This window comes from Acinetobacter towneri, assembly GCF_001758345.1.
In the GTDB taxonomy this organism is placed as follows: domain Bacteria; phylum Pseudomonadota; class Gammaproteobacteria; order Pseudomonadales; family Moraxellaceae; genus Acinetobacter; species Acinetobacter towneri_A.
This window is the reverse complement of the sequence record NZ_MKQS01000003.1, coordinates 37,118-61,639: the sequence shown is the minus strand read 5'-3', so window position 1 is coordinate 61,639 and position 24,522 is coordinate 37,118. Positions and strand designations below refer to the sequence as shown.

Below are 24,522 nucleotides of genomic sequence, written 5' to 3'. Positions count from 1 at the left end.
ATGCACCACTCAATTCAGCAATCTATTCTGCTTAGCCTGATTTTAATTTTGGCTGCTCACATGCTGTTTAGTCCTGTGGCATTGAGTATTATTTTCGCCATCATGTTGTTGCTGTTGTATCGTCACTATAAAAAGAAGACAGCACGTATTTTTAAAGTTTTGACTTATGGATTGACCTGCTGTGCTTTAGCAAGTATTTATCTGAGTTATCAAAGCCTGATAGGCATAGAGGCAGGGGTTGCCTTATTAAGCACCTTTTTGTTTGCCAAAGCTTTAGAAAGTCATACTCAGCGCGACCTGATTATTTTATTTAATTTTGCGCTCTTTGTGAGTGCTAGTTCGTTTTTATACAGCCAAAGCATGTGGATGACCGTGCTGGTCATTCTATGTTTGATCAGCTGTTTAATTGGATTATATCGAATTCAAAAAACCGCATTTGCAGATTATGCGTCGCGTCATTCGAGCAGCCAAGATGCAAAGCATGACCTTAAAAATGTAGGCAAGTTTATCTCATACGCTTTGCCATTCTTTTTATTATTATTTTTATTCTTTCCACGTTTACCGCCATTATGGCATGTGCCTATTCCAGATGCCAAAGGCGTGACAGGCATTAGTGACACGATGTCGCCAGGCGATATAGCTGAATTATCACAATCTTCTGCTTTGGCATTTCGTATTGTGGGGGATATGCAGCAACTGCCGCCACGCTCAAAACTATATTGGCGGGCGATGGTGCTGGATCAATATGATGGTCGTACATGGACAAGCAATTTTAGCAATCAACAACCTGTTCAGGCAGCACAATTACAGCCAGAGCAAGTCGATTTTCAGTATCAATACATTGCAGCAGACCCACGTGTCCAATGGATTATGGCATTGGAAAAATCCGTGCCAAATCAGCAGGGATATATATTGCGCCGTGATTGGAGTATAGTGCCGCAGCGTCAAAATGGTCGGATTCAGCCCATTGCTTTGCAGTGGGTTGGGGAATCCGCACATATTCAAGGGGATGATGCACAGAACGAGCGTTATCGACGCTTTAGCCAACGTTTAAATGTTCAGGTGCAGACGCAATCTGACCCAAAAGCTCAGCAATTTGCCCTGCAGATGTTTGCCCAAAGTCAGCAACAACCCGAACGCTACGTGCAGAATATATTGCAGTGGTATCGCAATAATGGCTTTAGTTATACCTTAAAACCTGGAACGCTCGGACAAAATCGGGTCGATGAGTTTTTGTTTCAGAGTAAGCAAGGTTTTTGTGAACATTATGCCTCAAGTTTTGCCTTACTGATGCGCTATGTTGGGATTCCAGCGCGTGTAGTCGTGGGATATCAGGGTGGGGAACTTGCACCCGATGGACAAAGCTGGGAAGTACGACAGCAAGATGCACATGCTTGGACAGAAGTTTTGCTCAATCAACAATGGGTGCGTATAGATCCGACAGCCATCATTGCGCCTCAACGTATAGATGATGGCATGCAAAACCTAATGGCAGATGATCGAGCCGTTTTAGGTACTGACACACAAATGTGGCAATACCAACATTCTAATTTTATTCGTTCTTTACGGGTGTGGAGTGATTATGCGAGTTATCAATGGCAAAGTAAGGTCGTGGGTTATGATGCCGAGTCACAGCGTCACTGGTTTGGACGCTTAGGGCTACATTCTAACTATGCTTTAGCAGCAGTATTGGTTTCAAGTATTCTCATAGTCTTAGCAGGTTATTTTGGCTGGATTTTTTGGAAAAAACGTCAGCAAGGTTCTCGTGTGAATCGTGCCTTAGACAAATTTTCTAAAAGATTGCCCGCTCAGTTGCAAAAACAGGATGCAGAAACAGTGAGTGTGTGGATGCAGCGTTTAGCAGCGCAGGTAGATGAAAATGAGCAAGATGTATTTCAATGTTTAAGTGTCTGCTATCAACAATATACTTATGCGCCTGAGCATGACTCTACTTCAGAGCAGGTAGTTTTGGATTTGCTTAAAACTTGCGCGGATGTGCTGAAAAAACACAGAAAGGGCTTGTCTTAAAAACCAAAACTGAATATGATGCGAAGCACTTTAGGCGTATAGCTCAGTTGGTTAGAGCGCTACGTTGACATCGTAGAGGTCTCCAGTTCGAGTCTGGATATGCCTACCATATTTACTGAGTAATCAGTGACTTAAAGCCCACCTTGTTAGGTGGTTTTTTTGTTTTTGGGGAATCAAGTGTTTCTACTGTGTCATAAGTCATTTATTTAAATTTAAAACAATAACTAAAGGTAGCTAACTGACGTCTATCATCAATTACACTTTATTTTCTGGTGTGTATATTTATTGGGAGTTTAGTTCAATCGTAATAAGATCATTCAACACTAACTGAGGGGATTTCCTCAGCTTTTATCCACCATATTTTTTAAATCAAACAACTGAACTCAGCACAATGGATGCAGGATTGAATGTGGTTTGGGCTTCGTTTCTATGGTTAATTGCAATTGCAACGTAAGCATCCGGCTAACACAGCCTTACCAAGCGATCCTATAAGCCTTAATTTAGTTCCCACCTAAAAACAAGTGGGGACTTAATCCATGAACATGGATATATATTCAGCAACACCTCCTGTTGCTAAAAAACGCAGAACATACAGCAAAGAATTCAAACTCAGTATTGTCAATGCCTGTAAAAATCCTAATACCTCGATCGCTTCGGTCGCACTGCAACATAGTATTAATGCCAACCTTGTCAGTCGTTGGATCAGGATCTTCAGCCATCATGAGGGTGCCGTGCAGGATCCTACNGTAAGCATCCGGCTAACACAGCCTTACCAAGCGATCCTATAAGCCTTAATTTAGTTCCCACCTAAAAACAAGTGGGGACTTAATCCATGAACATGGATATATATTCAGCAACACCTCCTGTTGCTAAAAAACGCAGAACATACAGCAAAGAATTCAAACTCAGTATTGTCAATGCCTGTAAAAATCCTAATACCTCGATCGCTTCGGTCGCACTGCAACATAGTATTAATGCCAACCTTGTCAGTCGTTGGATCAGGATCTTCAGCCATCATGAGGGTGCCGTGCAGGATCCTACTCATTTGAATCCAGCATTTATTGCTTTGCCTTACACTGCTGCAATCAGCCAACCTATTGATGAGAGGATCACGTTGTGTATCACCGTGCCTCATACGAATAATGATATTCAGCTAAAATGGCAGACATCAGTAATACCTGCCTTGGCAGAATTACTCAAGGCACTTGCAACATGATCCGCATTGATGAAATCTGGTTGTCTACTCAGCCCATGGACATGCGTGCAGGTATGGATACGACCATGGCTCAGGTGGTGAGAGCCTTTGGCTACATCAAACCGCATTGTGCTTACCTGTTCTGTAATAAACGTGGCCATCGCATGAAAGTACTGGTACATGATGGACTGGGCATCTGGCTGTGTGCCCGGCGGCTGGAACAGGGCAAATTTCACTGGGCTCAAGTTCACCAAGGTGAAACCGTGGCCCTCAGCCCGGAACAGTTACAGGCACTGATCCAAGGTTTGCCCTGGCAGCGCATTGGACGACAGCAGGTGGTGACGATGCTTTAAACCAGGCTGTTCCATTCTGCTATTCTCCAAACGTTCTATTTCATTCTTCTCATGACCTCAGGCATACTGCGGTCATGAATACGCTGCCTGACTTAAGCCAACTGACCCATGAACAACTGCTGGAATTCACCAGACAGTTGGCGATGCAGCATCAGTCTCTAGCACAATCAAATCAAGAATTAGAAAAATCAAACCAGCAATTGGATGCCAAAGTTCAACATCTTGAAGTCACCAATCAGCAATTAGATTCTAAAGTTCAACATCTTTCTATTCTCAATCAAAAATACGAGCATGAACTCGCACTATTTAAACAGCACAAATTCGGCAGTAAAAACGAACATCTCACTGCAAAACAAATCCACCTGTGGGATGAAGCGGTTGAAGAAGATATTGCTGCGGTTGATCTAGAACTGGAACGGCTAAATGCAGATAAAACCGATGCAGCGACACAGAAAGCCAAAACCAATAAACCTAAACGTCGACCAAGGAACAGCATGTGCGTGGTAAATGGGTCTGTGATCAGTGTGACACTCTGACTCAGCAAGCGATGCCCGCCTATGTGATTGATAAAGGCATTGCTTCACCTGAACTGCTCAGCCATGTTTTGGTATCGAAATATGCCGATCATTTGCCGCTGTACCGTCAACGTCTGATCTATCAGCGGGCGGGAATCGAACTTTCTAGATCAACTTTATCTGACTGGATAGGTCGCTGCGGTGTAGAACTGGAACCTCTAGCCAATGCCTTAAAAGAGGTGGTACTACAACAGCAGGTGCTGCATGCAGATGAAACACCGGTCACCATCATGCGGATGGGTGAGAATGATAAAAAACCGAAGAAAGGTTATGTCTGGGCCTATGCCACTACACAGTACAATCCAGTTCAGGCGGTGATCTATGACTTTCAGGATAGTCGTTCAGGCCAGCATGCTGCAGAGTTCTTGAAAGGCTGGCAGGGTTATCTAGTCTGTGATGATTACAGTGGTTATAAAGCACGCTTTAAATCAGGCCAGGTCATTGAGGTGGGCTGCATGGCCCATGCACGTCGTAAATTCCATGAACTGCATGTAACTGGGAAAAGTCAGGTCGCTGAACAGGCATTAGTGCTGATTCAGAAACTGTATGCGATAGAAGCAGAGCTCAGGAAAAAGACCGATGGTACAGCGGAAGACCGCCGCGAATACCGACAACAGCATAGTCAACCAGTGATGCAACAACTATATGAATGGCTCAACCAACATCATCTGACAGTGCCATCGAGTTCTCCCACCGCCAAGGCCATCAATTACACTCTGAAGCGTTGGCCAGCTTTAAGCCGCTATCTGGATGATGGCAATCTACCTATTTGCAATAATTGGGTCGAGAATCAGATGCGTCCCTGGGCGTTGGGGCGCAAGAACTGGCTGTTTGCAGGTTCGCTGCGCAGTGGTCAGCGAGCGGCAAACATCATGACGTTAATCCAGTCAGCAAAGCTGAATGGCTTGGATCCGTATGCCTATYTMAGTGATGTGCTGAAAAGGCTGCCGACACATAAAGTGACCCAGATTGAAGAGTTACTGCCACACTGCTGGAAACCTAAATCGAATTAAAATTGGTATGGGATTCAGCGGACGCTTACCAAATATCTATGATACAGATAGTTCATATCTTTATTTTGTTCATCAAAATCATTTTCACAATCACTATAAAATTGTGCAATCAAATATGGATAAATCGAATATTCAGGAAACTCTATAAAAGTTTTTTTTAGGCGGGTTAGTACATTATTTCGTATTGATTCATCATCTAGGGCTTCTCGAACAAGCTTACTAATTTCTTCAGCTGTTAAATATAAAAAATGATAATCTGAAATATATTTTTGAAACACTGGGGCTACAGTAAGTGATATATTTAATTCCCCACAACGTTCTACAAACAACTCTGCATTCAATTGATCATCTATTGAATCTATATAAATTGGGTAAGAACTTAGTTTTAAACTATTAAATGTTTTAAAACCAAAAAGTGCTGCAACTATTTCATTTATATGAGAACGTTTAATCTCTATATTATGAGATTTAATAGCTTGTTGGATTTCAAAAGCTAATGTGCTAATAGTATACATGTTTATCCTTAAAATTGTTTCTTAGAATCAAAATTGGACACACGTTTAAACTTTTGAATCTAATAACGAAACAAAATAAAGAAAACATTTAAGAAGATTTGGTTACTCAATATAAGAATTGATTTGTCTTTTTTTACTCGTGTGTAAGTAAGGTGGACACCTATACTTCATAATAACAATCAAAAGATAAAAATCAAGTCTTTTATAACTTCCCAATTTTGCTTATTCCCAACTCAATGACTAAGCCAATCTCATGACAGTAAAAACTTACAATATACGGCTCAATGACCTGCTGACGTCTAAATTTAAGCGCTATAAAGCTTTTGGCACAAAGTCGCTGCCACAGCAAATTTTCAGCATCCGTAGCAGCATGACGCATAGATTTGGCAAATTGTAAGGGCTGTGAATTCATCTTCTGATTCATTATTTTTTGTATTTATAGTTTTTAGCCATCATAACAAATTTTTATTTTCCTAAACCACTCAAATAATTGCAGTTCTTTACTCAAAACCACTATTTTACCCACTCAATTTAAGCATAGTATCAAGCATCAAAATAACAAAATAGACAATCTATGGATTGGTTTACCATCTTTATTCACGATACTACATGGGCATTTGTTGCCGAATTAATGATTCGGGCAGCACTCATGTTTAGCATGATTATTATATTTTTGCGCCTTACAGGGAAACGCGGAGTGCGCCAGCTTTCTATTTTTGAATTGGCCATTATTTTATCGCTCGGTTCCATTGCGGGCGACCCCATGTTCACTGAAGATTTACCTTTGGTACACGCCTTGGTGGTGATGACAGTGGTGATTGGAATGTATCGCCTGACCACATGGCTCATGATGAAATACCAACCCTTTGAAGATTTGATTGAAGGTAAATCGCTGTATATTGTAGAAAATGGCGAACTGGTCTTAGAAAAAATTAAATACGGCAAAATGTCGCATGATGAATTCTTTGCCGAAATGCGCCAACAAGGTGTGGAGCATTTGGGACAAGTACGTGTCGGTTTACTAGAAACTGATGGCAAATTCAGCATGTTATTTTTTCATGACGGTGCCACACGCTATGGTTTACCCTTATTTCCTAAAGCTTGCCAACCCGTGTACCGCACAACTCCAAACACATATTATGCCTGCATGTATTGTGGGCATGTCCGTTTACTTGAACACGCCAATGAAGCCTGTCCGCGTTGTAATCACCAACAATGGACACTGGCAATTAATACTGCATATCGCAGCTAGAATATGTTGATTTTAGCTGCAACACACCTCTATGCGACTTAAATTGTCGCAGGATTGTCATAATTTAACGTTATACTGTCAGCGCTGCCGAAGTGAAGCACTCAAAGCGCAAATAATAATTTTTGAAAATACAAAAACGAGATCGGTATTGGCTTCAATGTAGATACCTTTTTTACTCCAGCGACTCTTTAAGGGTCGCTTTTATTTTTTCCACGCAATGACTTTTTAACGTGGTTGAAGCATATTATTCTGCATTGATGATCTACCTTCTTATTCAAGTGCTGACGAGCGAGCGCCTTTCGCAAGCTTTGCCCATTTCCAGATCGGTACAATACAAAAAATCGCAACAACACAAATCAACAGCAAGTAATTCGCGTAGCCTAAAGCATCGCCCAACATTCCACTCAGGGTATAGAGTACCCCACTCACAGTCGCCATAATCGCAACCTGAAATGTAAAGTCAGTCCCTGCGTATTGTTTACGGCTGTATTGCATAATCAAGGTTAGCATCACTACAAGTAACATGGCAGAGCACAAATCTTCCGCAGCATTAATGCTGTAAATCAGCCAGTGTGCCACATCAACTTGCTGTTCATATAAATAAGCCAAATAAGCATAGGCCACTAAACTCAAAATTTTAAGCACAGAAAAAATGATGAGGGCATGCGCTCTAAACCACCATTTCAGCATCAACCCTGCGATGCCTGCACCCAACAAAGCAGCCATTGCGCCCAACATGGTCACGTAAATGCCAATTTGAGAAAAGCTTAAGCCTAAATCCACCATTAAAGGTTTTAATAAGGGACCAGCCAAACCATCGGCAATTTTAAAGCTGAGTAACACCCATAGCCATGCGTACAGCACAGGCGTTTCAACAAAATAGCGCAAATATTCACGAATCGCAGCAAGGCGTGCGGGAAATGACATTTTGCTTTGAGCTTGAACAAGCACTTGATTAGCCGCATGTCGTGGCTCTTTAAACATTAAAATGGGTAGAGTATTTAAAAACACCAATGCCGCTAAAATCAGAAAGGTTTTTTGCCAATCTAGCCAATCCAATGCCCACAGAATTGCTCCACCACCCACAATAAAGCCTAGTCGTGAACCAACCACCTGAAAAGTATTGCCCCAATGTTGCTGTTTGGCTTGTAAAATATTKACTGCCAAACCATCGGTGGCAATATCTTGGGTTGCACCGACMAAATTCATGCTGAGCAAAGCCACAAAAAACACCCACAAATAGATAGGATGATTTAAAGACTCAATCGGTAAAAAGGACAGCCCAATCAGCACCAAAACACTCAGCCATTGGCACGGCAAAATCCAGCTACGATAATGCCCCAAATATGAATATCCAAAGCGATCTACCAATGGCGCCCAAAATACTTTGATTGACCACGGCAGCATTAACAAACCAAAACCGCCAATGTGTGCCAAAGACACTCCTTGCGCACGTAAAATCACAGGCAAGGCATGAGTCATAAAGCCAACAGGCAAGCCCTGCGCCCAATACAGAGAAAATAACAACAAATAGGTTTGGCGCAAATTGGGCATGGCATCTCGGTTAAACAGGGACAAAAGATCAAAATAACGCAGTACTACACTCTTTTTTGAATAATGGATTGTTATTTTTCATCACTTTCACATTCAGATTTCGACTATTTTGCCAATGTATCAGACAAAGCGAAAGTCTAATATCTTGAATAGATTTAGATTCATGCGTCATGATATTGGATCTTTTTTGTTGTTAATCACGCACGTCAGGATGACATCGCATTCATGAAAATCACCAATCCTTTTGCACGCAGAGTACGGCAATTTCCACAGTTACCCGACCAAGTGCCACAACGTGGAACAGCCAGTAGTCGTGCTTTATTTAAAAATATCTTTTTGGCGCAAGGCTGGCAAATGGTGGGCGAGTTTCCTAACTTGCCCAAAGCAATCGCCATTATTTCTCCGCATACGTCAAATATTGATGCGTGGCATGGTTTTACCGCCCTACTCGGTTTAGGTATTCAAATTACTATTTTTGGTAAGCACACTTTATTTGAAACCCCGCTCAAGCCATTTTTAAACTGGATTGGGGTCATTCCTGTGGTACGACATTCTCCACAAGGTCATACCCAAGATATTATCGAGATTGTACGAAAAAAAGAAAAAATCTGGATTGGTATGGCGCCGGAAGGTACCCGCAAACAAGCCGAAAACATCCGCAGTGGCTTTTACCATATTGCCTACGGTGCCAATATTCCAATTGTGATGTTCTCTTTTGATTATGCACATAAAACCATCCATATTTTGGGCGTGTTTGTTCCTACGGGCGATTATGCTCAAGACTTAGATGCCATTTATGCGCACTATAACGGCAAATTTTCGGCTAAAAATCCACATTGGTTGGCGAAACCGTTACAAAAGCTTTTGAAAAAGGGCTAGTCAAAGTTTCTATTTTTTGTTCAGATGGGCGCAATATTCTTTGATCTAAATTTAGATTTGATATGCAACTAATTCGTTATTCTTTAGTGGGCGTACTTGCTCTAACTTTGGCTGGCTGTGACAAAACAACAAAAACACCGCCAAATACCACACCTATCCAAGCACGTGAGCCTGTGATTGCACTGGCTTTAGGTGGCGGCGGTGCCAAAGGCTTTGCACATATTGGCGTCATTAAAGTTTTAGAATCTCACGGGATTAAACCCAAAATTGTCACAGGCACCAGTGCAGGCAGCTTTGTCGGCAGTTTATATGCCAGCGGCAAAAGTCCTTATCAGCTCCAACATATTGCCCTAACCTTTAAAGAATCCGACATTCGTGATTTAACCTTAAACCGTCAGGGTTTTATTGCAGGTCAAAAGTTACAAGACTTTGTCAATCAACATGTGGCGAATAAACCGATTGAGAAATTTCCAATTCGTTTTGCTGCCGTTGCCACACGTTTAGATAATGGACGTAAAGCCGACTTTATTAAAGGTAATGCAGGTCAAGCTGTACGCGCCTCTTGCAGTATTCCGAATGTTTTTGTGCCTGCTACCATTGGCGGAACACAATATGTGGATGGCGGCTTGGTCAGCCCGATTCCCGTACAGACGGCTAAAGCCATGGGTGCCGATCTAGTCATTGCGGTGGATATTTCTGCACGTCCAACAGGCAATCAACCTGTCAGCATGTGGGGCTTACTCGATCAAACTTTAAATATTATGGGGCAGCAAAGTATCAATCAGGAATTGGCGCAAGCCAATATCGTGATTCAACCGAAAGTTGGACATATTGGCACACTGGATTTAAAAGCCAGTAACCAAACCATTTTAGAAGGTGAAAAAGCTGCGCAATTACAAATCAAAGCAATTCAGCAAGCTATCAATAACTTTAAAAAATCACCTGCCGCGCTGAAACCTGCACCGCGTCCAAAATTTTAAGATTTAGTGTTTTTTTTAATATTCATAAACTTATTGATCTGTTAAAGTGATGAGAGCGCATCTTTTTAAGTCGATGCGTTTCTCTAAGCAACTAGAATCAACCAATCGTAAAAATACGCGAGTAGATGTATGGAATTCGTTCTTGAACCTTGGCACTGGTTTGTACTAGGCGTTTTATTAATGCTTTCAGAACTGCTCTTGCCTGCGTTTGCCGCTTTATGGTTTGGCGTTGGGGCAATCATGGTCGGTATTTTATACTGGATGTTCCCCATGATGGGCACTACTACCCAATTGGTGATGTGGATTATCTTGTCGGTACTGTGTACCCTGGCGTGGTTTAAGTTTATCAAACCCTTATCTACCGATAAAACTAAAGCAGGTTTATCACGCGAAGCGACCATTGGACAAATTGGCATGGTCATTCAAACCAACTTGGAACATGATCAAATTAAAGTCCGTTTCCCCATGCCTGTGCTAGGTTCAGATGAATGGAACTGCCGTACCACAAGCCCTGTACAAGTGGGAGATCGGATTCGCGTGATTGATATTTTGGGAAATGATTTAGTGGTGCAGCCGCATCACAGCGCACATGACAACGAAAAAGTGAGAAATTAAAATGTCTGGTGGATCTATTATTGTTTTAGCGATTTTAGCCTTTGTTGGAATTACGATTTTTAAAGGTGTGCGAATTGTTCCGCAAGGTTATAAATGGATTGTGCAACGTCTGGGTAAATACCACACCACACTTGCACCAGGACTCAACTTCGTCATTCCTTATGTCGATGAAGTGGCCTATAAAGTCACCACCAAAGATATTGTGTTAGATATTCCATCTCAGGAAGTCATTACCCGTGACAACGCAGTTTTGCTTATGAATGCAGTGGCGTACATTAACCTCACGACTCCTGAAAAAGCAGTGTATGGTATTGAAAACTATACTTGGGCAATTCAAAACCTGGTTCAAACCTCATTGCGTTCTATTGTAGGTGAAATGGATTTAGATGACGCCTTGTCTTCGCGTGATCATATTAAAGCTAAACTCAAAGCAGCCATTTCTGATGATATTTCAGACTGGGGGATTACCCTTAAAACTGTAGAAATTCAGGATATTAAACCATCACATACCATGCAGGCAGCGATGGAAGAACAAGCTGCAGCAGAACGTCAGCGTCGTGCTACCGTAACCAAAGCCGATGGTGAAAAACAAGCGGCTATTTTAGAAGCCGATGGTCGTTTAGAAGCTTCGCGTCGTGATGCTGAAGCACAAGTTGTATTGGCAGAATCTTCACAACGCGCTATTGAAATGGTCAGCTCTGCGGTAGGTGATAAAGAAATTCCTGTGGCCTATTTATTGGGTGAGCAATACGTAAAAGCCATGCAAGACATGGCGAAATCGAACAATGCCAAAACTGTGGTCTTACCTGCAGATGTCTTGAATACCATTCGTGGTGTTATGGGTCGCAATAATCCATAAGCAAATCAGCAAAACATCAAGAAGATAGGCAGCTTTCAAGCTGCCTATTTTTATGCGTATTCAGAAAAAAGTCTGAAATATTTTTTAATGTATGTTTAAATTTCGCGTTTATTGATGAAATCAGTACCGCAAATAAGATGTCTGCACTCACCAAATTGAGTGACTTACATCTAGCAGCGGTCTGTATTTTGATCGACTGTCCAAAACCCAAATGGATACTGTATGAGCGCACTCAACCCCACCATCATTACTTTCCTGTTTTATATTGTCGCCATGATTGTCATTGGTTTATTGGCTTATCGCGCGACTCGAAATTTCTCGGACTACATTTTAGGTGGTCGTCGCCTGGGCAGTTTTGTTACCGCACTTTCTGCAGGCGCATCCGATATGAGTGGTTGGTTGCTGATGGGCTTGCCTGGTGCCATTTATCTTTCAGGTTTATCTGAAATATGGATTGCAATTGGTCTGGTTATTGGCGCATGGTTAAACTGGCTTTTGGTGGCAGGCCGTTTACGCGTACACACCGAAGTACAGCACAATGCTCTGACTTTGCCTGACTATTTTTCAAATCGTTTTAATGATCAAAGAAAAATCTTAAGAATTGTATCTGCCTGCGTAATTCTAGTTTTCTTTGCAATTTATTGTGCTTCGGGCATGGTCGCAGGGGCGCGCTTATTTGAAAGTATGTTTGATTTGCCTTACAGCACTGCATTGTGGATTAGTGCCATTGCGACCATTAGCTATGTGTTTATTGGTGGTTTCTTGGCAGTCAGCTGGACGGACACCATTCAAGCTGGCTTGATGATTTTTGCGCTCTTGCTGACCCCAATCATTACCCTACTCAGCTTTTCTGACCTCAGCCAAGTTACACTTGCTTTAGAAGCAGCTCGCCCGCAAGCGCTGAATTTAGTCGGTGATTTAAGCTGGGTGGCGATCATTTCCCTCATGGCATGGGGCTTAGGCTATTTTGGACAACCACATATTTTAGTGCGTTTTATGGCGGTTGATTCAGTCAAGTCTATTCCGAATGCACGTCGTATTGGCATGACATGGATGACCTTATGTTTAGGCGGTGCGGTGGCTGCAGGCTTTTTTGGTATCGCCTACTTCCAACAACATCCTGAACTGGCAGGTGTGGTCAATGCCAACCCTGAAACAGTATTTATGGAACTTACCAAAATTCTGTTTAACCCGTGGGTAGCAGGTGTGGTACTGGCGGCAATTTTAGCTGCCGTCATGAGTACCCTAAGCTGTCAACTTTTGGTCTGCTCAAGTACTTTAACCGAAGATTTTTACAAATCGTTCCTGCGTAAAAATGCCTCACAAAATGAATTGGTGTGGGTCGGACGCGGCATGGTACTCATGATTGCGCTGCTTGCTATTTGGATGGCGGGTAATCCTGAATCAAAAGTCTTGGGATTGGTTTCTTATGCTTGGGCAGGCTTCGGTGCAGCATTTGGTCCACTAATCATTTTGTCTTTGTTCTGGAAACGCATGACTTTAAATGGTGCATTGGCGGGGATGGTTGTCGGCGCACTTATGGTCATTCTTTGGAAAAACCTTTGGGCAGATACAGGTATTTATGAAATTATTCCGGGCTTTGTCTGTTCTTGGATTGCGATTGTTGTGGTGAGTTTATTGGGTAAAGCACCAAGTCATGAAGTGACAGAGCGTTTTGAACAGGCCGATCAGCAATATAAAGAATCGCAATCAGCTGTAGATTGATCTGCATAGAGATAAAAAAGCAATTAAAAAACCAGTGCCTTGAATTGCACTGGTTTTTTTATGCCTAAAATTAGTTTTGATGCACTCAAATCAAGTCAATGAATCGGTGGTTTTTTCTTTCTCTGCTGCGGCTTTTTTTCTTGGCTTACGAAACCGTTTGGCCGGCCAAACCATCGTAAAACGTGCACCGCCCAAGTTCGGACTCTGATCGACTTCAACCTTCCCACCAAACCAATAAGCAATGCGGCTCACAATAGGTAATCCTAAACCGTAACCACCTGAAGCGCGGGTACGGCTGTCATCCAAACGGGCAAAGACTTCAAATACACGTGCACGGTCTTGTTCAGGAATCCCTGGCCCATCATCTTCCACACAAACATAGGCCATGCCTTGCTCGTTAATGCCGCCACTGATCAAAATTTTATGCTCACAGTAACGGACTGCATTGCCCACCAAATTCTGTACCACACGGTGCAGGTAACGGCGTTCAGCTTCCACTTCCAACGTTACAGGTGGTGCAAGCAACTGAATATCTTTTTGAGTTTTYAGCGCTTCGGTTTCCGTAACCACCTGCTCTAGCACTTCAACCAAAACAATTTTTTCAATCTCTAAAGATGGCATGCCCTGTTCAAGCTTGGCATAGGTCAGGATCTCATCAATCAAGGTGTTTAAAGCCTCGATATCTTTATCAATCATTTCGACTTGCTGTAAGCGGTATTCATAATCATCTTCTTCTGCCAGCATTTCCATACCAAAACGGATACGTGCCACAGGCGTGCGCAGCTCATGCGAAACAGCACGCATCAGTTCACGCTGCGCCTCAATCAAACGCTGAATATGGTCGGACATGCTGTTATAGCTCGATGCTAAACTTGCCATTTCATCTGTGCCATCTACAGGCAAACGCATGTTTAAATCGCCCGATTTGGTACGGTCTAAGGCATAGTTCACTTGGCGAATCTTACGCTGCATAGGCAAGATCAGACCGTAAACCCCTAAGCTCAACATAAACATACTGAGCAAGGTAATGCCTGCTGCCAACTGGAATGGCATCCAGTTAAATAACGGTACAGGCCCTAAAACCAAAACTTCTGAGGGGGAGTTTGGCATCGGTGACACAATCGAGATGGTTGTACCACGCACAGTGGCATTATCACGATATAAAATAATGCTGTGATCGAGTCTTAAACGACCAATCTGCTCTGAATCGAGTGGAAGTTCCTGAATATTTTTAATATTGATCGGGTAAGAAAAATGCTGCTGAATTTTGGCCAGATATTCTTTTTCCTGACCCGGGTAATACACCAAATAATCTAAAACAAAAATCGGCAATGCTTTCATTTGCCGTTCTGTGATTTTATCTGCCTTGATATATAAATAATGACTTGGATCATCTTTCATGCCCAAAATAATATAGGCAATCATATTTTTGGCATCATAGCGCACAGCGGCTTTACGTTCTTTAATCCGTCTAAGCTCTGCGCGCGACAAATCTACTTTGTCTGCCTGCACATAATAGATGGTCAATTCCAGCAAATCGGATGCGTCAGAAATCCAGTCTTTCTTTTGCTGTTCGTTTTGCTGTCGTGCAATCCCTTCACTAATAATATAAGCCATACCATCAGTTAAAGATTCACGATATTCTTGCGCACGCTGATAGTTGATGATTTGCACCAATAAGTACGCCAAAATGGCAACTACTGCAACTAAGATCACCAATCCTGCATATATGCGCAAGAATATACTGTGTTTAAGCACAAAACCTGCCCTATGTGACTTACTTTATATTTGAGTCGATATTATTTGACTCAGTAAAAATGCATATTACATGCCGTTGGTTTCTTTGACAAACAAATAACCTTTACTGCGTACAGTTTTAATACGTTTTGGATTCTCAGGATCATCACCAATTTTTGGACGAATACGCGAAATACGCACATCAATTGAACGGTCTTGACCATCATATTCAATGCCCCGCAGACGCTCAAAAATATCTTCACGAGATAAAATACGCCCTGCATTCGAAGCCAATAACCATAATAAGTCATATTCTGCGCTGGTGAAATCAACCAATTCACCATTTAAAGTCACAGAACGGCCGCCGTTATCAATCACTAAATCATCAAATTCAATGCGCTGTGCGACTTCATCTTCAGTCACATTGTCGGTACGGCGTAATAAAGCACGAATACGCGCCAACAATACGCGCGGCTGCACAGGTTTTGCAACATAGTCATCGGCACCCATTTCCAAACCTAGCACCTGATCCATATCTTCGGTACGTGCAGTCAACATCAAAATCGGTTGGTGATAATGTGGACGAACTTCACGGCAAATAGTTAAACCATCGGCACCTGGTAACATCACATCGAGCACCACAAGATCTGGTTGCTCGGCAATAATACGGCGAATCGCGCGGTTGCCATCTGGTTCTACCCCAACTTCTAAACCATTACGAATTAAGTATTCCTGCGTAAGTCGTGCAAGACGTTCATCATCTTCAACAATTAAAATTTTTGTTAACTTTTCTTCTTGACTCATAGTCTGTCCCTTTATTGGATTCAACCTATCCTTTTAAAATCTGAGAGATAGGGCTTGATATAGTTTGCAATATACACACGTTTACATTGTAAACAAGATACTGTTCACCAAAATGATACATCTGCGTAGTATTTTGTTGTATTTTTATTAAGCATTGAATTTATAGTATTTTTCTAGTTTTAGTGATTTTTGGGCACATTTAAGAAATATTAAGTTACAAAATGGGTATTTTTTGCACTAGATCAAGCCCTTGCTTGATTTAGAAAAATTATCTCCTAACTTTCCAAGTTATCCACAAGGTTATCTATAAGCAGTTTTTCCGAGCTTTGCTATGCTATGCCCTTGTCTGATAAGGCTTATAGCCAATAGGACAAAATTCGGTATTTTTGAGATAAATTTTAATTCAGAAAAAGTCAAAATTTAAAAAAAAGTCAATATTGATCTACCCTCAATTTTCCCGTATCTTGTGTTCAATTCAATTTTAAACCACTAAGTCTTGTGTTTATTCCTCAAACGCTGTGGCCTAAATTTTGCCCAGTTTAAATGGTCCATAAACATAACAATAGATGACAATGGAGCTATGCTGACATGAGCGTAATCACATCAACCCCCGGTCAATTACAAGTGATTAAACGCACTGGTGATGTTGCCGCTTTCGATGCTGAAAAAATTGCAGTTGCAATTGGCAAAGCGTTTCTGGCTSTAGAAGGTCAACAAAGCGCCGATTCAAGCCGCATTCATGATCGGATCGAACAACTGACTGAAATGGTGTTGAACACATTCAACCGCCGTTTACCGTCTGGCGGAACCATTCACATTGAAGAAATTCAAGACCAAGTTGAACTTGCGCTTATGCGTACAGGCGAGCAAAAAGTTGCTCGTGCTTATGTCATCTACCGTGAACAACGCTCAGAAGCACGTAAGCAAGCAGGTGAAAACCATCACCCGACTTTACAAGTGACCGACGCAAACGGTCAGCTTAAACCACTAGATTTAGGTGCTTTAAAAGCAACCGTGAATAAAGCGGCAGAAGGTTTAGAAGGCATTGATGTAGATGCCATCATTGATGAAACCGTGAAAAACCTCTACAACGGTGTAAAAGAGTCTGACATCTCAACCACCATGATGATGGCGACCCGTACCCGTATTGAGCAAGAGCCGAACTATACTTATGTGACTGCGCGTTTATTGCGTAATGACTTGGTGGCAACAGGTTTAGAGTTTTTAGGTTTAGCAACAGATACACCTGAAGGCGAAGCATTAGAAACTTTCCTGAAAAAAGGTGTTGAGCTTGATTTGCTTTCTGCAGACTTACTTGAGTTTGACCTTGCCAAACTTGCTGCAGCGATTCAACCTGAGCGCTCAAACCAGTTTACCTATTTAGGTCTGCAAACTTTATTTGACCGTTATTTCATTCACTCAAATGGCGTACGCTTTGAACTTCCACAATTGTTCTTCATGCGTGTGTCAATGGGTCTGGCGCTCAATGAAGATGACCGTGAAGCTCGTGCAATTGAGTTCTATAACTTATTGTCTAGCTTCGACTACATGGCATCTACGCCTACCCTGTTTAACTCAGGTACGCTACGTCCACAGTTATCAAGCTGTTACTTAACTACAATTTCCGATGACCTTTACAACATTTATGGCGCGATGCGTGACAATGCGATGCTGTCTAAATGGGCAGGTGGTTTAGGCAATGACTGGACGCCAGTACGTGCCTTGAACTCATACATCAAAGGAACTAACGGTAAATCTCAAGGTGTTGTTCCGTTCCTAAAAGTAGCGAACGATACTGCTGTTGCGGTCAACCAAGGTGGTAAGCGTAAAGGTGCCGTGTGTGCATACCTTGAAACTTGGCACTTGGACATCGAAGAGTTCCTAGAGCTACGTAAAAATACTGGTGATGACCGTCGTCGTACCCATGATATGAACACAGCGAACTGGGTGCCTGACTTGTTCATGCAACGTGTCTTTGAAGATGCAGAATGGACACTGTTCACGCCGTCTGAAACACCAGACTTGCACGATTTGACGGGCGAAGCTTTTGCTGAGCGTTATGCGTACTACGAAAGCATTGCCAAAGAAACCAACATGCTACATAAGAAACTTCGTGCGAAGGACTTATGGCGCAAAATGTTGTCAATGCTGTTTGAAACAGGTCACCCGTGGATCACATTCAAAGACGTATGTAACTTACGTTCACCGCAACAACACGTTGGTGTAGTGCACTCATCTAACTTGTGTACTGAAATTACCCTAAATACGAACCAAGATGAAATCGCGGTATGTAACTTGGGTTCTATCAACCTTGTACAACACGTTCAAGGTGGTGTGTTAGACCGTGAGAAATTGGCACGTACTATTAAAACTGCAGTACGTATGCTCGACAACGTCATCGACATCAACTACTACGCTGTACCACAAGCACGTAATTCAAACTTGAAACATCGTCCTGTAGGCATGGGCATCATGGGCTTCCAAGATGCACTTTATGAAATGAACTTGGCTTATGGTTCAGACGCTGCAGTTGAATTTGCCGATGAATCTATGGAAGTGATCAGCTACTACGCGATTCAAACGTCTAGCGATTTGGCGGTTGAGCGTGGTACTTACGAAACATTTAAAGGTTCATTGTGGGATCAAGGCATCTTACCAATTGACTCTTTAGACATTGTGGCGAAATCACGTCCACAACGTATGTTTGAAGTAGACCGTACACAGCGTTTAGATTGGGACAGCTTACGTGCCAAAGTTCAAAAAGACGGTATGCGTAACTCAAATGTGATGGCGATTGCACCGACTGCAACCATTTCAAATATTTGTGGCGTTTCTCAGTCTATCGAGCCGACATTCCAAAACCTATATGTGAAATCGAACTTGTCTGGTGAATTTACAGTAATCAACCCTTACCTCGTTCGTGCATTGAAAGCGCGTGATTTGTGGGATTCTGTAATGGTGAATGACCTGAAACACTTTGAAGGTTCAGTACAAAAAATTTCACGTATTCCTGAAGAACTTAAAGCAATTTTTGCGACTGCGTTTGAAGTTGAACCACGTTGGATTGTAGATGCAGCATCACGTCGTCAAAAATGGATTGATCAGGCGCAATCGTTGAACTTGTATATTGCAGGTGCAAACGGTAAGAAACTTGACCTGACTTATAAAATGGCATGGTTACGTGGTCTGAAAACGACTTATTACCTACGTGCATTGGGTGCAACGTCTGCAGAGAAATCGACTATTAACACGGGCGCATTGAACGCAGTAAAACCTGCAACAGTGACAGCAGCGCCTGTAGCAACTCCTGCACCAGAAGCGACTGCAGCTGTTGATGAAGATTTTGCTCAAGCAGCGCCAGTGCCAATGGCATGTAGTATTGATAATCCTGATTGTGAGGCTTGCCAGTAGGGAGCTTCATAAATGCTAGTTAATGCTTCAATTCAAATGATTCATGCAATAACCAATCTTATCTATGCAATTTCCTTTTATGGAGTTGTAAAGGTAATAGATGGAATTATTAGTAAGCTGATTTGATTTAAGCATCATGCTCTCCTCGTGAGGGCATGATTTCTAGTATTTAAATTTATAAATAAAAGGAATCCACCATGCCACACATGACCCACAACTATATGTTAGGACTGGCGGTCTTGCTGGCTTCCTTTGTAGTGTTATTTTATGCACCAATTGCCTACTTTTGGGTACAAGCGGCAAAACAACAGCGAAAGCAAAATAAGTCGTGAGCACATTGGTCGGAATGTACATTTTTCAGACCAAGATGAGCAAAACTTAATTTTGCTTTCACAAATTAAGCGTATATTAAGACATCTCAGCGTGGCTGGATGTCCATAAAAGATATAAAGCAACGAAGAGAGAATTGATATGTCTATCCTAAGTTGGGACGATTTCGAAGATGATTCGCAAAAACCGGCTGCTCCTGAACACAAGTCTGCGCCCGTCGAGCCGCAAAAAGCGCATGATACGCAGATGGTATCTCATGCAGAGCAACCACAGAAGACTGTGGCAGCTGCACAACCCGCTACAGCCCCTAGAAGTGGAGCAACAGATTCAACCGATCCGTTGGCAAGAGCATCTAACGCTCTAGAACAACTGGATGTTGCTCCAGGTCTTGAAGAGTTAGAAATGGGTGCGTCACGCGTACAGGTTGATGATAAAGCCATGATCAACTGTCGTGCAGACTTAAACCAGCTTGTACCTTTCAAATACGAATGGGCATGGCAAAAATWTCTAGATGGTTGTGCAAACCACTGGATGCCACAAGAAGTGAACATGAACCACGACATCGCGTTGTGGAAGTCTGAAAATGGCTTAACTGAAGATGAGCGCACCATTGTTATGCGTTCACTTGGTTTCTTCTCTACCGCAGATTCATTAGTTGCTAACAACTTGGTATTGGCTATTTATCGCCACATTACCAACCCTGAATGCCGCCAGTACATTTTGCGTCAAGCCTTTGAAGAAGCGATTCACACTCACGCTTACCAGTACTGTATCGAATCGTTAGGTATGGATGAAGGTGAAGTCTTCAATATGTACCGCGAAGTACCATCGGTTGCGCGTAAAGCAGCATGGGGCTTGAAGTACACGCAATCTTTAAGCGATCCTACTTTCAAAACAGGTACACCTGAAAACGACCAAATTTTGCTACGCAACTTGATCGCATTCTATTGTGTACTTGAAGGTATTTTCTTCTACTGCGGTTTCAGTCAGATCTTGTCGATGGGTCGTCGTAACAAAATGAACGGTGTTGCAGAGCAATTCCAATACATTTTACGCGATGAATCTATGCACTTGAACTTTGGTATCGACATGATTAACCAAATCAAGATTGAGAACCCGCACTTGTGGACTTCAGAATTCCAGCAAGAAGTGATTCAAATGATTCTTGAAGGCACGATGCTTGAAATTGAATATGCACGTGACACCATGCCACGTGGCGTATTGGGCATGAACGCAGGCATGATGGAAGAGTACCTGAAATTCATCTGTAACCGTCGTTTAAGCCAGTTAGGTTTACCTGAACAGTTTGCTGGCGTAAACAACCCATTCCAATGGATGTCTGAAATGATGGACTTGCGTAAAGAGAAGAACTTCTTTGAAACGCGTGTGACGGACTATCAGACTGGCGGTGCGTTAAGCTGGTAATACAGCGCTGCGTCACGCGATACATATGCTGTCATTGTGCGACACATGAGTTGTCATTGAGAAAACCGCCATCCATGGCGGTTTTTTTAAAGATACGATCTAGTATTTAATGGCTAGGTTGTACAAATATCTAAAAATTTGATTTTGTTTAATTTATTTATTTTTAAAATTTCCACAAACCTTTAAAATCGTCATCTTACAAAATATTTATAAAACAAAGCCGTTTTTTTACTTCTTTTGTTGATTATGAGAATAGGACAATAATCTAACACCACAAAAACGACAAAAAACAAAATAAATAAAGGCGCATCACGCGCCTTTATTCAGGCTGCTCACATTTAAGCAGGAATACGCAACACCTGTCCTGGGAAAATGTCATCGGCATTTTTCAATAATGGACGGTTAGCTTCAAAGATTTTGTTGTATTGGTTGGCATCCCCATAAAACTCTTTAGAAATTTTAGATAAGGTATCGCCTGATTTTACTGTATAGAACTTACTTTCTGGTTCTGGGGTTGCAACGGTGAGTTGATCATCCACTTGTGCAACGTGGTCAATATTACCCACAGCAAGAATAATTTTTTCACGATCTGCCTGACTGTTGACCTGTCCACGCACTGTCGCTAAGTCCGTGGTTGAGTTATAACTCACCGACAAACCTGTCACAGGTAAACCTAAACTTTTCACATGCCCCAAAAGCTTATTTGCAATTTCTTGTGCTGAAGGTTCTACTGGTGTACTTGGTGCAGCTTGTGGTTCTGCAGCTGCTGTATTTTTCTTACCAATCCCTTTTACAAAATCAAAAAGACCCATGAGGTGCTCCTTTTTTTCTGCTGTTATAAATCGTCGCTCATTTACATAAGCACTTTGCGGTTCTCATTCCTTTATAACTAAAAAATAAGCGACTTCGGTTGTGATTAGACACGAGCTTGGTAACAAAGTGTAAATCACATCACACATTCAAAAAGATGCGTTTTTCATGATCCTTCCAAATTTGCAAAAATGATAGCGCATAAAAAAGCCACCTTGCGGTGGCTTTCATTTCAGCAGTGCTGAAATCAACAATTAACCAAGTTTTTTAGTTACGTAGTCAATTGCTGATTGAACTGTTGTGATTTCGTTAGAATCTTCGTCTGGGATTGTGATGTCAAAATCGTTTTCGAAAGACATTACAAGCTCTACTAAGTCTAAAGAGTCAGCACCTAAGTCATCCATAAAAGATGCTTCGTTTTTGATTTCTTCAGCTTTAAGACCAAGTTGTTCTGCAACCGCTTGTTTAACGCGTTGTTCGATATCGCTCACAGGAATTCTCCTCATTGCTTGTGGCGTTTTTAATGCCGTTAGTTTAATTGAATCTATAAAATTTTGAAAGTTTATACTTGAGCTTAGCTCATGTATAAACCACCATTTACGTGTAACACTGTACCAGTGATGTAACCAGCTTTGTCAGAAGCCAAGAAACTCACTGCATTTGCGATATCTTGTGGATCACCTAAACGGTTTAATGCCACTTGCTCACTCATTTTTTTGCGAATTTCTTCACTTAACTGATCTGTCATTTCAGTTGCAATAAAGCCCGGCGCAACCGAGTTTACTGTAATTTGACGACTGCCCATTTCTTTGGCAAGGCTTCGGCTGAATGCTTCAATACCGGCTTTTGCCGCAGAATAATTGGCTTGTCCTGGGTTCGCAAAATGTGCCACCACAGAACTAATATTAATAATGCGTCCAAAACGTGCTTTGGTCATGCCTTTCAAGACACGTTTAGATAAACGGTAAACTGCCTTTAAGTGAATGTTGAGAATGTCATCCCAATCATCTTCTGACATACGCAGTAACAAATTATCTTTGGTGATACCCGCATTGTTGACCAATACCAAAACTGAACCATAGCTTTGTTCAATGTCAGAAACTAAGGCATCAATGGCAGCACCATCACGAACATCTAAAACTTTACCTGCACCGTTTTCTGCAAAACTTGCCGATAATTTTTCTGCGCCCGCTTCAGAAGTGGCAGTACCTACCACAAAAAAACCGTCTTGAATAAGTTGCTGAGCGATGGCTGCACCAATCCCTCGGCTTGCACCTGTGACTAATGCAACTTTACGTTCTTGTGTCATGCAATTTTCCCTTCTGCCACCAAAATGGCATTTAGCGCATCTTCCATACGACTTTGTGTGTCGAGTGGGAATGCTTTTTCGATATTCTGTAAACGCTTCGCAAGATTCGCCAATACGTTGCCTGGGCCACATTCCACGATATATTCAATACCTTGATCTTGTAGGTATTGCATAGTTTGTGTCCACTGCACCGATTGATACAATTGCGCAGTGAGTGCCTGACCTAATTGCGCAACATCTGCCGCGATTCCAGCGTTGACATTTTGTATTACAGGAATACGCGGTAGCTCAATGGCAGTTTGTTCCAAAGCTTGTGCAAACTGTTCTGCCGCAGGTTTCATCAATGAACAGTGCGAAGGTACAGATACAGGCAGGGCAATAGCTTTACCACCATTTTCTTTGGCCAATGCCATAACAGCTTCGACTAAAGTTTTATCGCCTGCAATCACGACTTGGCCTTGCGCGTTGTAGTTCGCTGCTTCTACCGAGCCACGACCTTGCACATTGACTTGTTCACATAGCTCTAGCACTTTGGCATCTTCAAGACCCAAAATAGCCGCCATAGCGCCCTGCCCTTGTGGTACAGCATTTTGCATTAACTTACCACGTAAGTTCACCAATTTGACTGCATCGCCCAAGCTTAGGCTGCCTGCTGCAACCAATGCGCTGTATTCGCCTAATGAGTGCCCTGCCAAGTATTTTGGTGCAACACCACCCAGCTCTAACCACACACGCCATAAAGCGATACTTGCAGTGAGTAATACCGGCTGAGTAAATTCTGTTTGGTCTAAACCTTCACCACTTTGTGCAATGTGCCATAAGTCAAAGCCAATTGCTTCAGAGGCTTCCACAAATGTTTCGCGCACACCGCTAAACTGTTCTGCAAGCTCAGCCAACATACCGGCTTTTTGTGAGCCTTGACCAGGAAAAACAAATGCAGTTTTAGTGGCTTGAGCCGCTTGCTCGAGTCGTTTAGCAGACATAAAAAATCCTTTAATTAAGATGCGCAAATTGTAGTTTTTAGCCACTACAACCCACACCTTCTCATGTAAGCTCAGTTATGGAGCGAAAATTTAACACTTAATTTTGCTTTTAGTAATTGCCAAATACAACAAAAATCGGGCACAAAAAAAGGGAGCTTACGCTCCCATTT

Annotated in this window: 21 protein-coding genes, 1 tRNA gene and 2 pseudogenes; 15 read left to right on the top strand and 9 right to left on the bottom strand. The window is 42.2% G+C overall.

The features are described from left to right. The 6 genes and pseudogenes from BJN41_RS02665 (at window position 1) to tnpC (ending at window position 5,164) form a co-directional block, all read left to right on the top strand. Window positions 1–2,028 (top strand): transglutaminaseTgpA domain-containing protein, encoded by a 2,028-nt coding sequence (locus BJN41_RS02665; RefSeq protein ID WP_070153027.1) that lies wholly within the window; start codon window positions 1–3, stop codon window positions 2,026–2,028. Between the two features lie 32 nt (window positions 2,029–2,060). Beyond that, window positions 2,061–2,137 (top strand) — tRNA-Val (locus BJN41_RS02660). Between the two features lie 427 nt (window positions 2,138–2,564). Further along, window positions 2,565–2,816 (top strand): transposase, encoded by a 252-nt coding sequence (locus tag BJN41_RS02655; protein ID WP_070153024.1) that lies wholly within the window; start codon window positions 2,565–2,567, stop codon window positions 2,814–2,816. A gap of 44 nt (window positions 2,817–2,860) precedes the next feature. Further along, on the top strand, window positions 2,861–3,244 hold the full coding sequence (locus tag BJN41_RS02650; RefSeq protein WP_070153020.1) for a transposase: 384 nt from the start codon (window positions 2,861–2,863) through the stop codon (window positions 3,242–3,244). Then, window positions 3,241–3,576 (top strand): IS66 family insertion sequence element accessory protein TnpB, encoded by a 336-nt coding sequence (gene tnpB, locus BJN41_RS02645; RefSeq protein ID WP_000618091.1) that lies wholly within the window; start codon window positions 3,241–3,243, stop codon window positions 3,574–3,576. Before BJN41_RS02650 ends, tnpB begins: the two co-directional genes overlap by 4 nt. A 74-nt stretch (window positions 3,577–3,650) precedes the next feature. Beyond that, window positions 3,651–5,164 (top strand): annotated as a pseudogene (tnpC, locus tag BJN41_RS02640) (IS66 family transposase). Window positions 5,165–5,178: 14 nt separating this feature from the next. Here tnpC and BJN41_RS02635 read toward each other — a convergent pair. Both BJN41_RS02635 and BJN41_RS02630 read right to left on the bottom strand, forming a co-directional pair. Further along, complete coding sequence (locus BJN41_RS02635) at window positions 5,179–5,679, bottom strand: hypothetical protein (RefSeq protein WP_227515206.1); 501 nt, start codon at window positions 5,677–5,679, stop codon at window positions 5,179–5,181. A gap of 211 nt (window positions 5,680–5,890) precedes the next feature. Then, window positions 5,891–6,103: pseudogene (locus BJN41_RS02630) on the bottom strand (endonuclease domain-containing protein); the annotation flags it as partial. Between the two features lie 150 nt (window positions 6,104–6,253). On the opposite strand from BJN41_RS02630, the gene BJN41_RS02625 reads away from it, so the two are divergent. After that, complete coding sequence (locus BJN41_RS02625; protein WP_070153014.1) at window positions 6,254–6,931, top strand: YetF domain-containing protein; 678 nt, start codon at window positions 6,254–6,256, stop codon at window positions 6,929–6,931. Window positions 6,932–7,201: 270 nt separating this feature from the next. Here the strand turns inward: BJN41_RS02625 and BJN41_RS02620 are convergent, their stop codons facing one another. Beyond that, window positions 7,202–8,485, bottom strand: coding sequence for an MFS transporter (locus BJN41_RS02620; protein ID WP_070153011.1), 1,284 nt, complete (start codon window positions 8,483–8,485; stop codon window positions 7,202–7,204). Window positions 8,486–8,710: 225 nt separating this feature from the next. Between BJN41_RS02620 and BJN41_RS02615 the strand changes: the two genes are divergently transcribed. The 5 genes from BJN41_RS02615 (at window position 8,711) to putP (ending at window position 13,543) form a co-directional block, all read left to right on the top strand. After that, complete coding sequence (locus BJN41_RS02615) at window positions 8,711–9,364, top strand: 1-acyl-sn-glycerol-3-phosphate acyltransferase (protein ID WP_070153008.1); 654 nt, start codon at window positions 8,711–8,713, stop codon at window positions 9,362–9,364. A gap of 62 nt (window positions 9,365–9,426) precedes the next feature. Further along, on the top strand, window positions 9,427–10,344 hold the full coding sequence (locus BJN41_RS02610; RefSeq protein WP_070153005.1) for a patatin-like phospholipase family protein: 918 nt from the start codon (window positions 9,427–9,429) through the stop codon (window positions 10,342–10,344). Window positions 10,345–10,473: 129 nt separating this feature from the next. Next, a complete protein-coding gene (locus BJN41_RS02605; RefSeq protein WP_070153002.1) occupies window positions 10,474–10,959 on the top strand; it encodes an NfeD family protein in 486 nt (161 codons plus the stop codon). Window position 10,960: 1 nt separating this feature from the next. Beyond that, window positions 10,961–11,818, top strand: coding sequence for an SPFH domain-containing protein (locus BJN41_RS02600; protein ID WP_004972306.1), 858 nt, complete (start codon window positions 10,961–10,963; stop codon window positions 11,816–11,818). A gap of 222 nt (window positions 11,819–12,040) precedes the next feature. Next, on the top strand, window positions 12,041–13,543 hold the full coding sequence (putP, locus tag BJN41_RS02595) for a sodium/proline symporter PutP (protein WP_070152999.1): 1,503 nt from the start codon (window positions 12,041–12,043) through the stop codon (window positions 13,541–13,543). 90 nt (window positions 13,544–13,633) lie between these two features. Here putP and bfmS read toward each other — a convergent pair whose 3' ends face one another. Together bfmS and bfmR are read right to left on the bottom strand one after the other, a co-directional pair. Continuing rightward, window positions 13,634–15,301: a sensor histidine kinase BfmS gene (gene bfmS / locus BJN41_RS02590; protein ID WP_070152996.1), complete on the bottom strand. Its 1,668-nt coding sequence runs from the start codon at window positions 15,299–15,301 to the stop codon at window positions 13,634–13,636. 66 nt (window positions 15,302–15,367) lie between these two features. Next, window positions 15,368–16,084 (bottom strand): response regulator transcription factor BfmR, encoded by a 717-nt coding sequence (gene bfmR, locus BJN41_RS02585; protein WP_070152993.1) that lies wholly within the window; start codon window positions 16,082–16,084, stop codon window positions 15,368–15,370. 588 nt (window positions 16,085–16,672) lie between these two features. Here bfmR and BJN41_RS02580 point away from each other — a divergent pair. The 3 genes from BJN41_RS02580 (at window position 16,673) to BJN41_RS02575 (ending at window position 21,250) form a co-directional block, all read left to right on the top strand. Further along, entirely contained in the window at window positions 16,673–19,495 is a 2,823-nt protein-coding gene (locus tag BJN41_RS02580) for a ribonucleoside-diphosphate reductase subunit alpha (RefSeq protein ID WP_070152990.1), read from the top strand. Window positions 19,496–19,692: 197 nt separating this feature from the next. After that, the gene (locus tag BJN41_RS15940; protein ID WP_019837031.1) at window positions 19,693–19,827 is read left to right on the top strand and encodes a hypothetical protein; all 135 of its coding nucleotides are present in this window, start codon (window positions 19,693–19,695) and stop codon (window positions 19,825–19,827) included. A gap of 139 nt (window positions 19,828–19,966) precedes the next feature. Continuing rightward, window positions 19,967–21,250, top strand: a complete 1,284-nt coding sequence (locus BJN41_RS02575; RefSeq protein ID WP_070152988.1) for a ribonucleotide-diphosphate reductase subunit beta — start codon at window positions 19,967–19,969, stop codon at window positions 21,248–21,250. A 338-nt stretch (window positions 21,251–21,588) separates the two neighbouring features. On the opposite strand, the gene lysM is transcribed toward BJN41_RS02575, so the two are convergent. The 4 genes from lysM to fabD all read right to left on the bottom strand — a co-directional run bounded on the left by lysM (window position 21,589) and on the right by fabD (window position 24,352). After that, entirely contained in the window at window positions 21,589–22,062 is a 474-nt protein-coding gene (gene lysM, locus BJN41_RS02570) for a peptidoglycan-binding protein LysM (protein WP_070152986.1), read from the bottom strand. A 252-nt stretch (window positions 22,063–22,314) separates the two neighbouring features. After that, window positions 22,315–22,551 (bottom strand): acyl carrier protein, encoded by a 237-nt coding sequence (acpP, locus tag BJN41_RS02565; protein WP_001279871.1) that lies wholly within the window; start codon window positions 22,549–22,551, stop codon window positions 22,315–22,317. An 83-nt stretch (window positions 22,552–22,634) separates the two neighbouring features. Further along, window positions 22,635–23,369, bottom strand: coding sequence for a 3-oxoacyl-ACP reductase FabG (gene fabG / locus BJN41_RS02560; protein WP_019837736.1), 735 nt, complete (start codon window positions 23,367–23,369; stop codon window positions 22,635–22,637). Further along, a complete protein-coding gene (gene fabD, locus BJN41_RS02555) occupies window positions 23,366–24,352 on the bottom strand; it encodes an ACP S-malonyltransferase (RefSeq protein WP_019837737.1) in 987 nt (328 codons plus the stop codon). The genes fabG and fabD overlap by 4 nt, the downstream gene beginning before the upstream one ends. Window positions 24,353–24,522 lie beyond the last annotated feature (170 nt).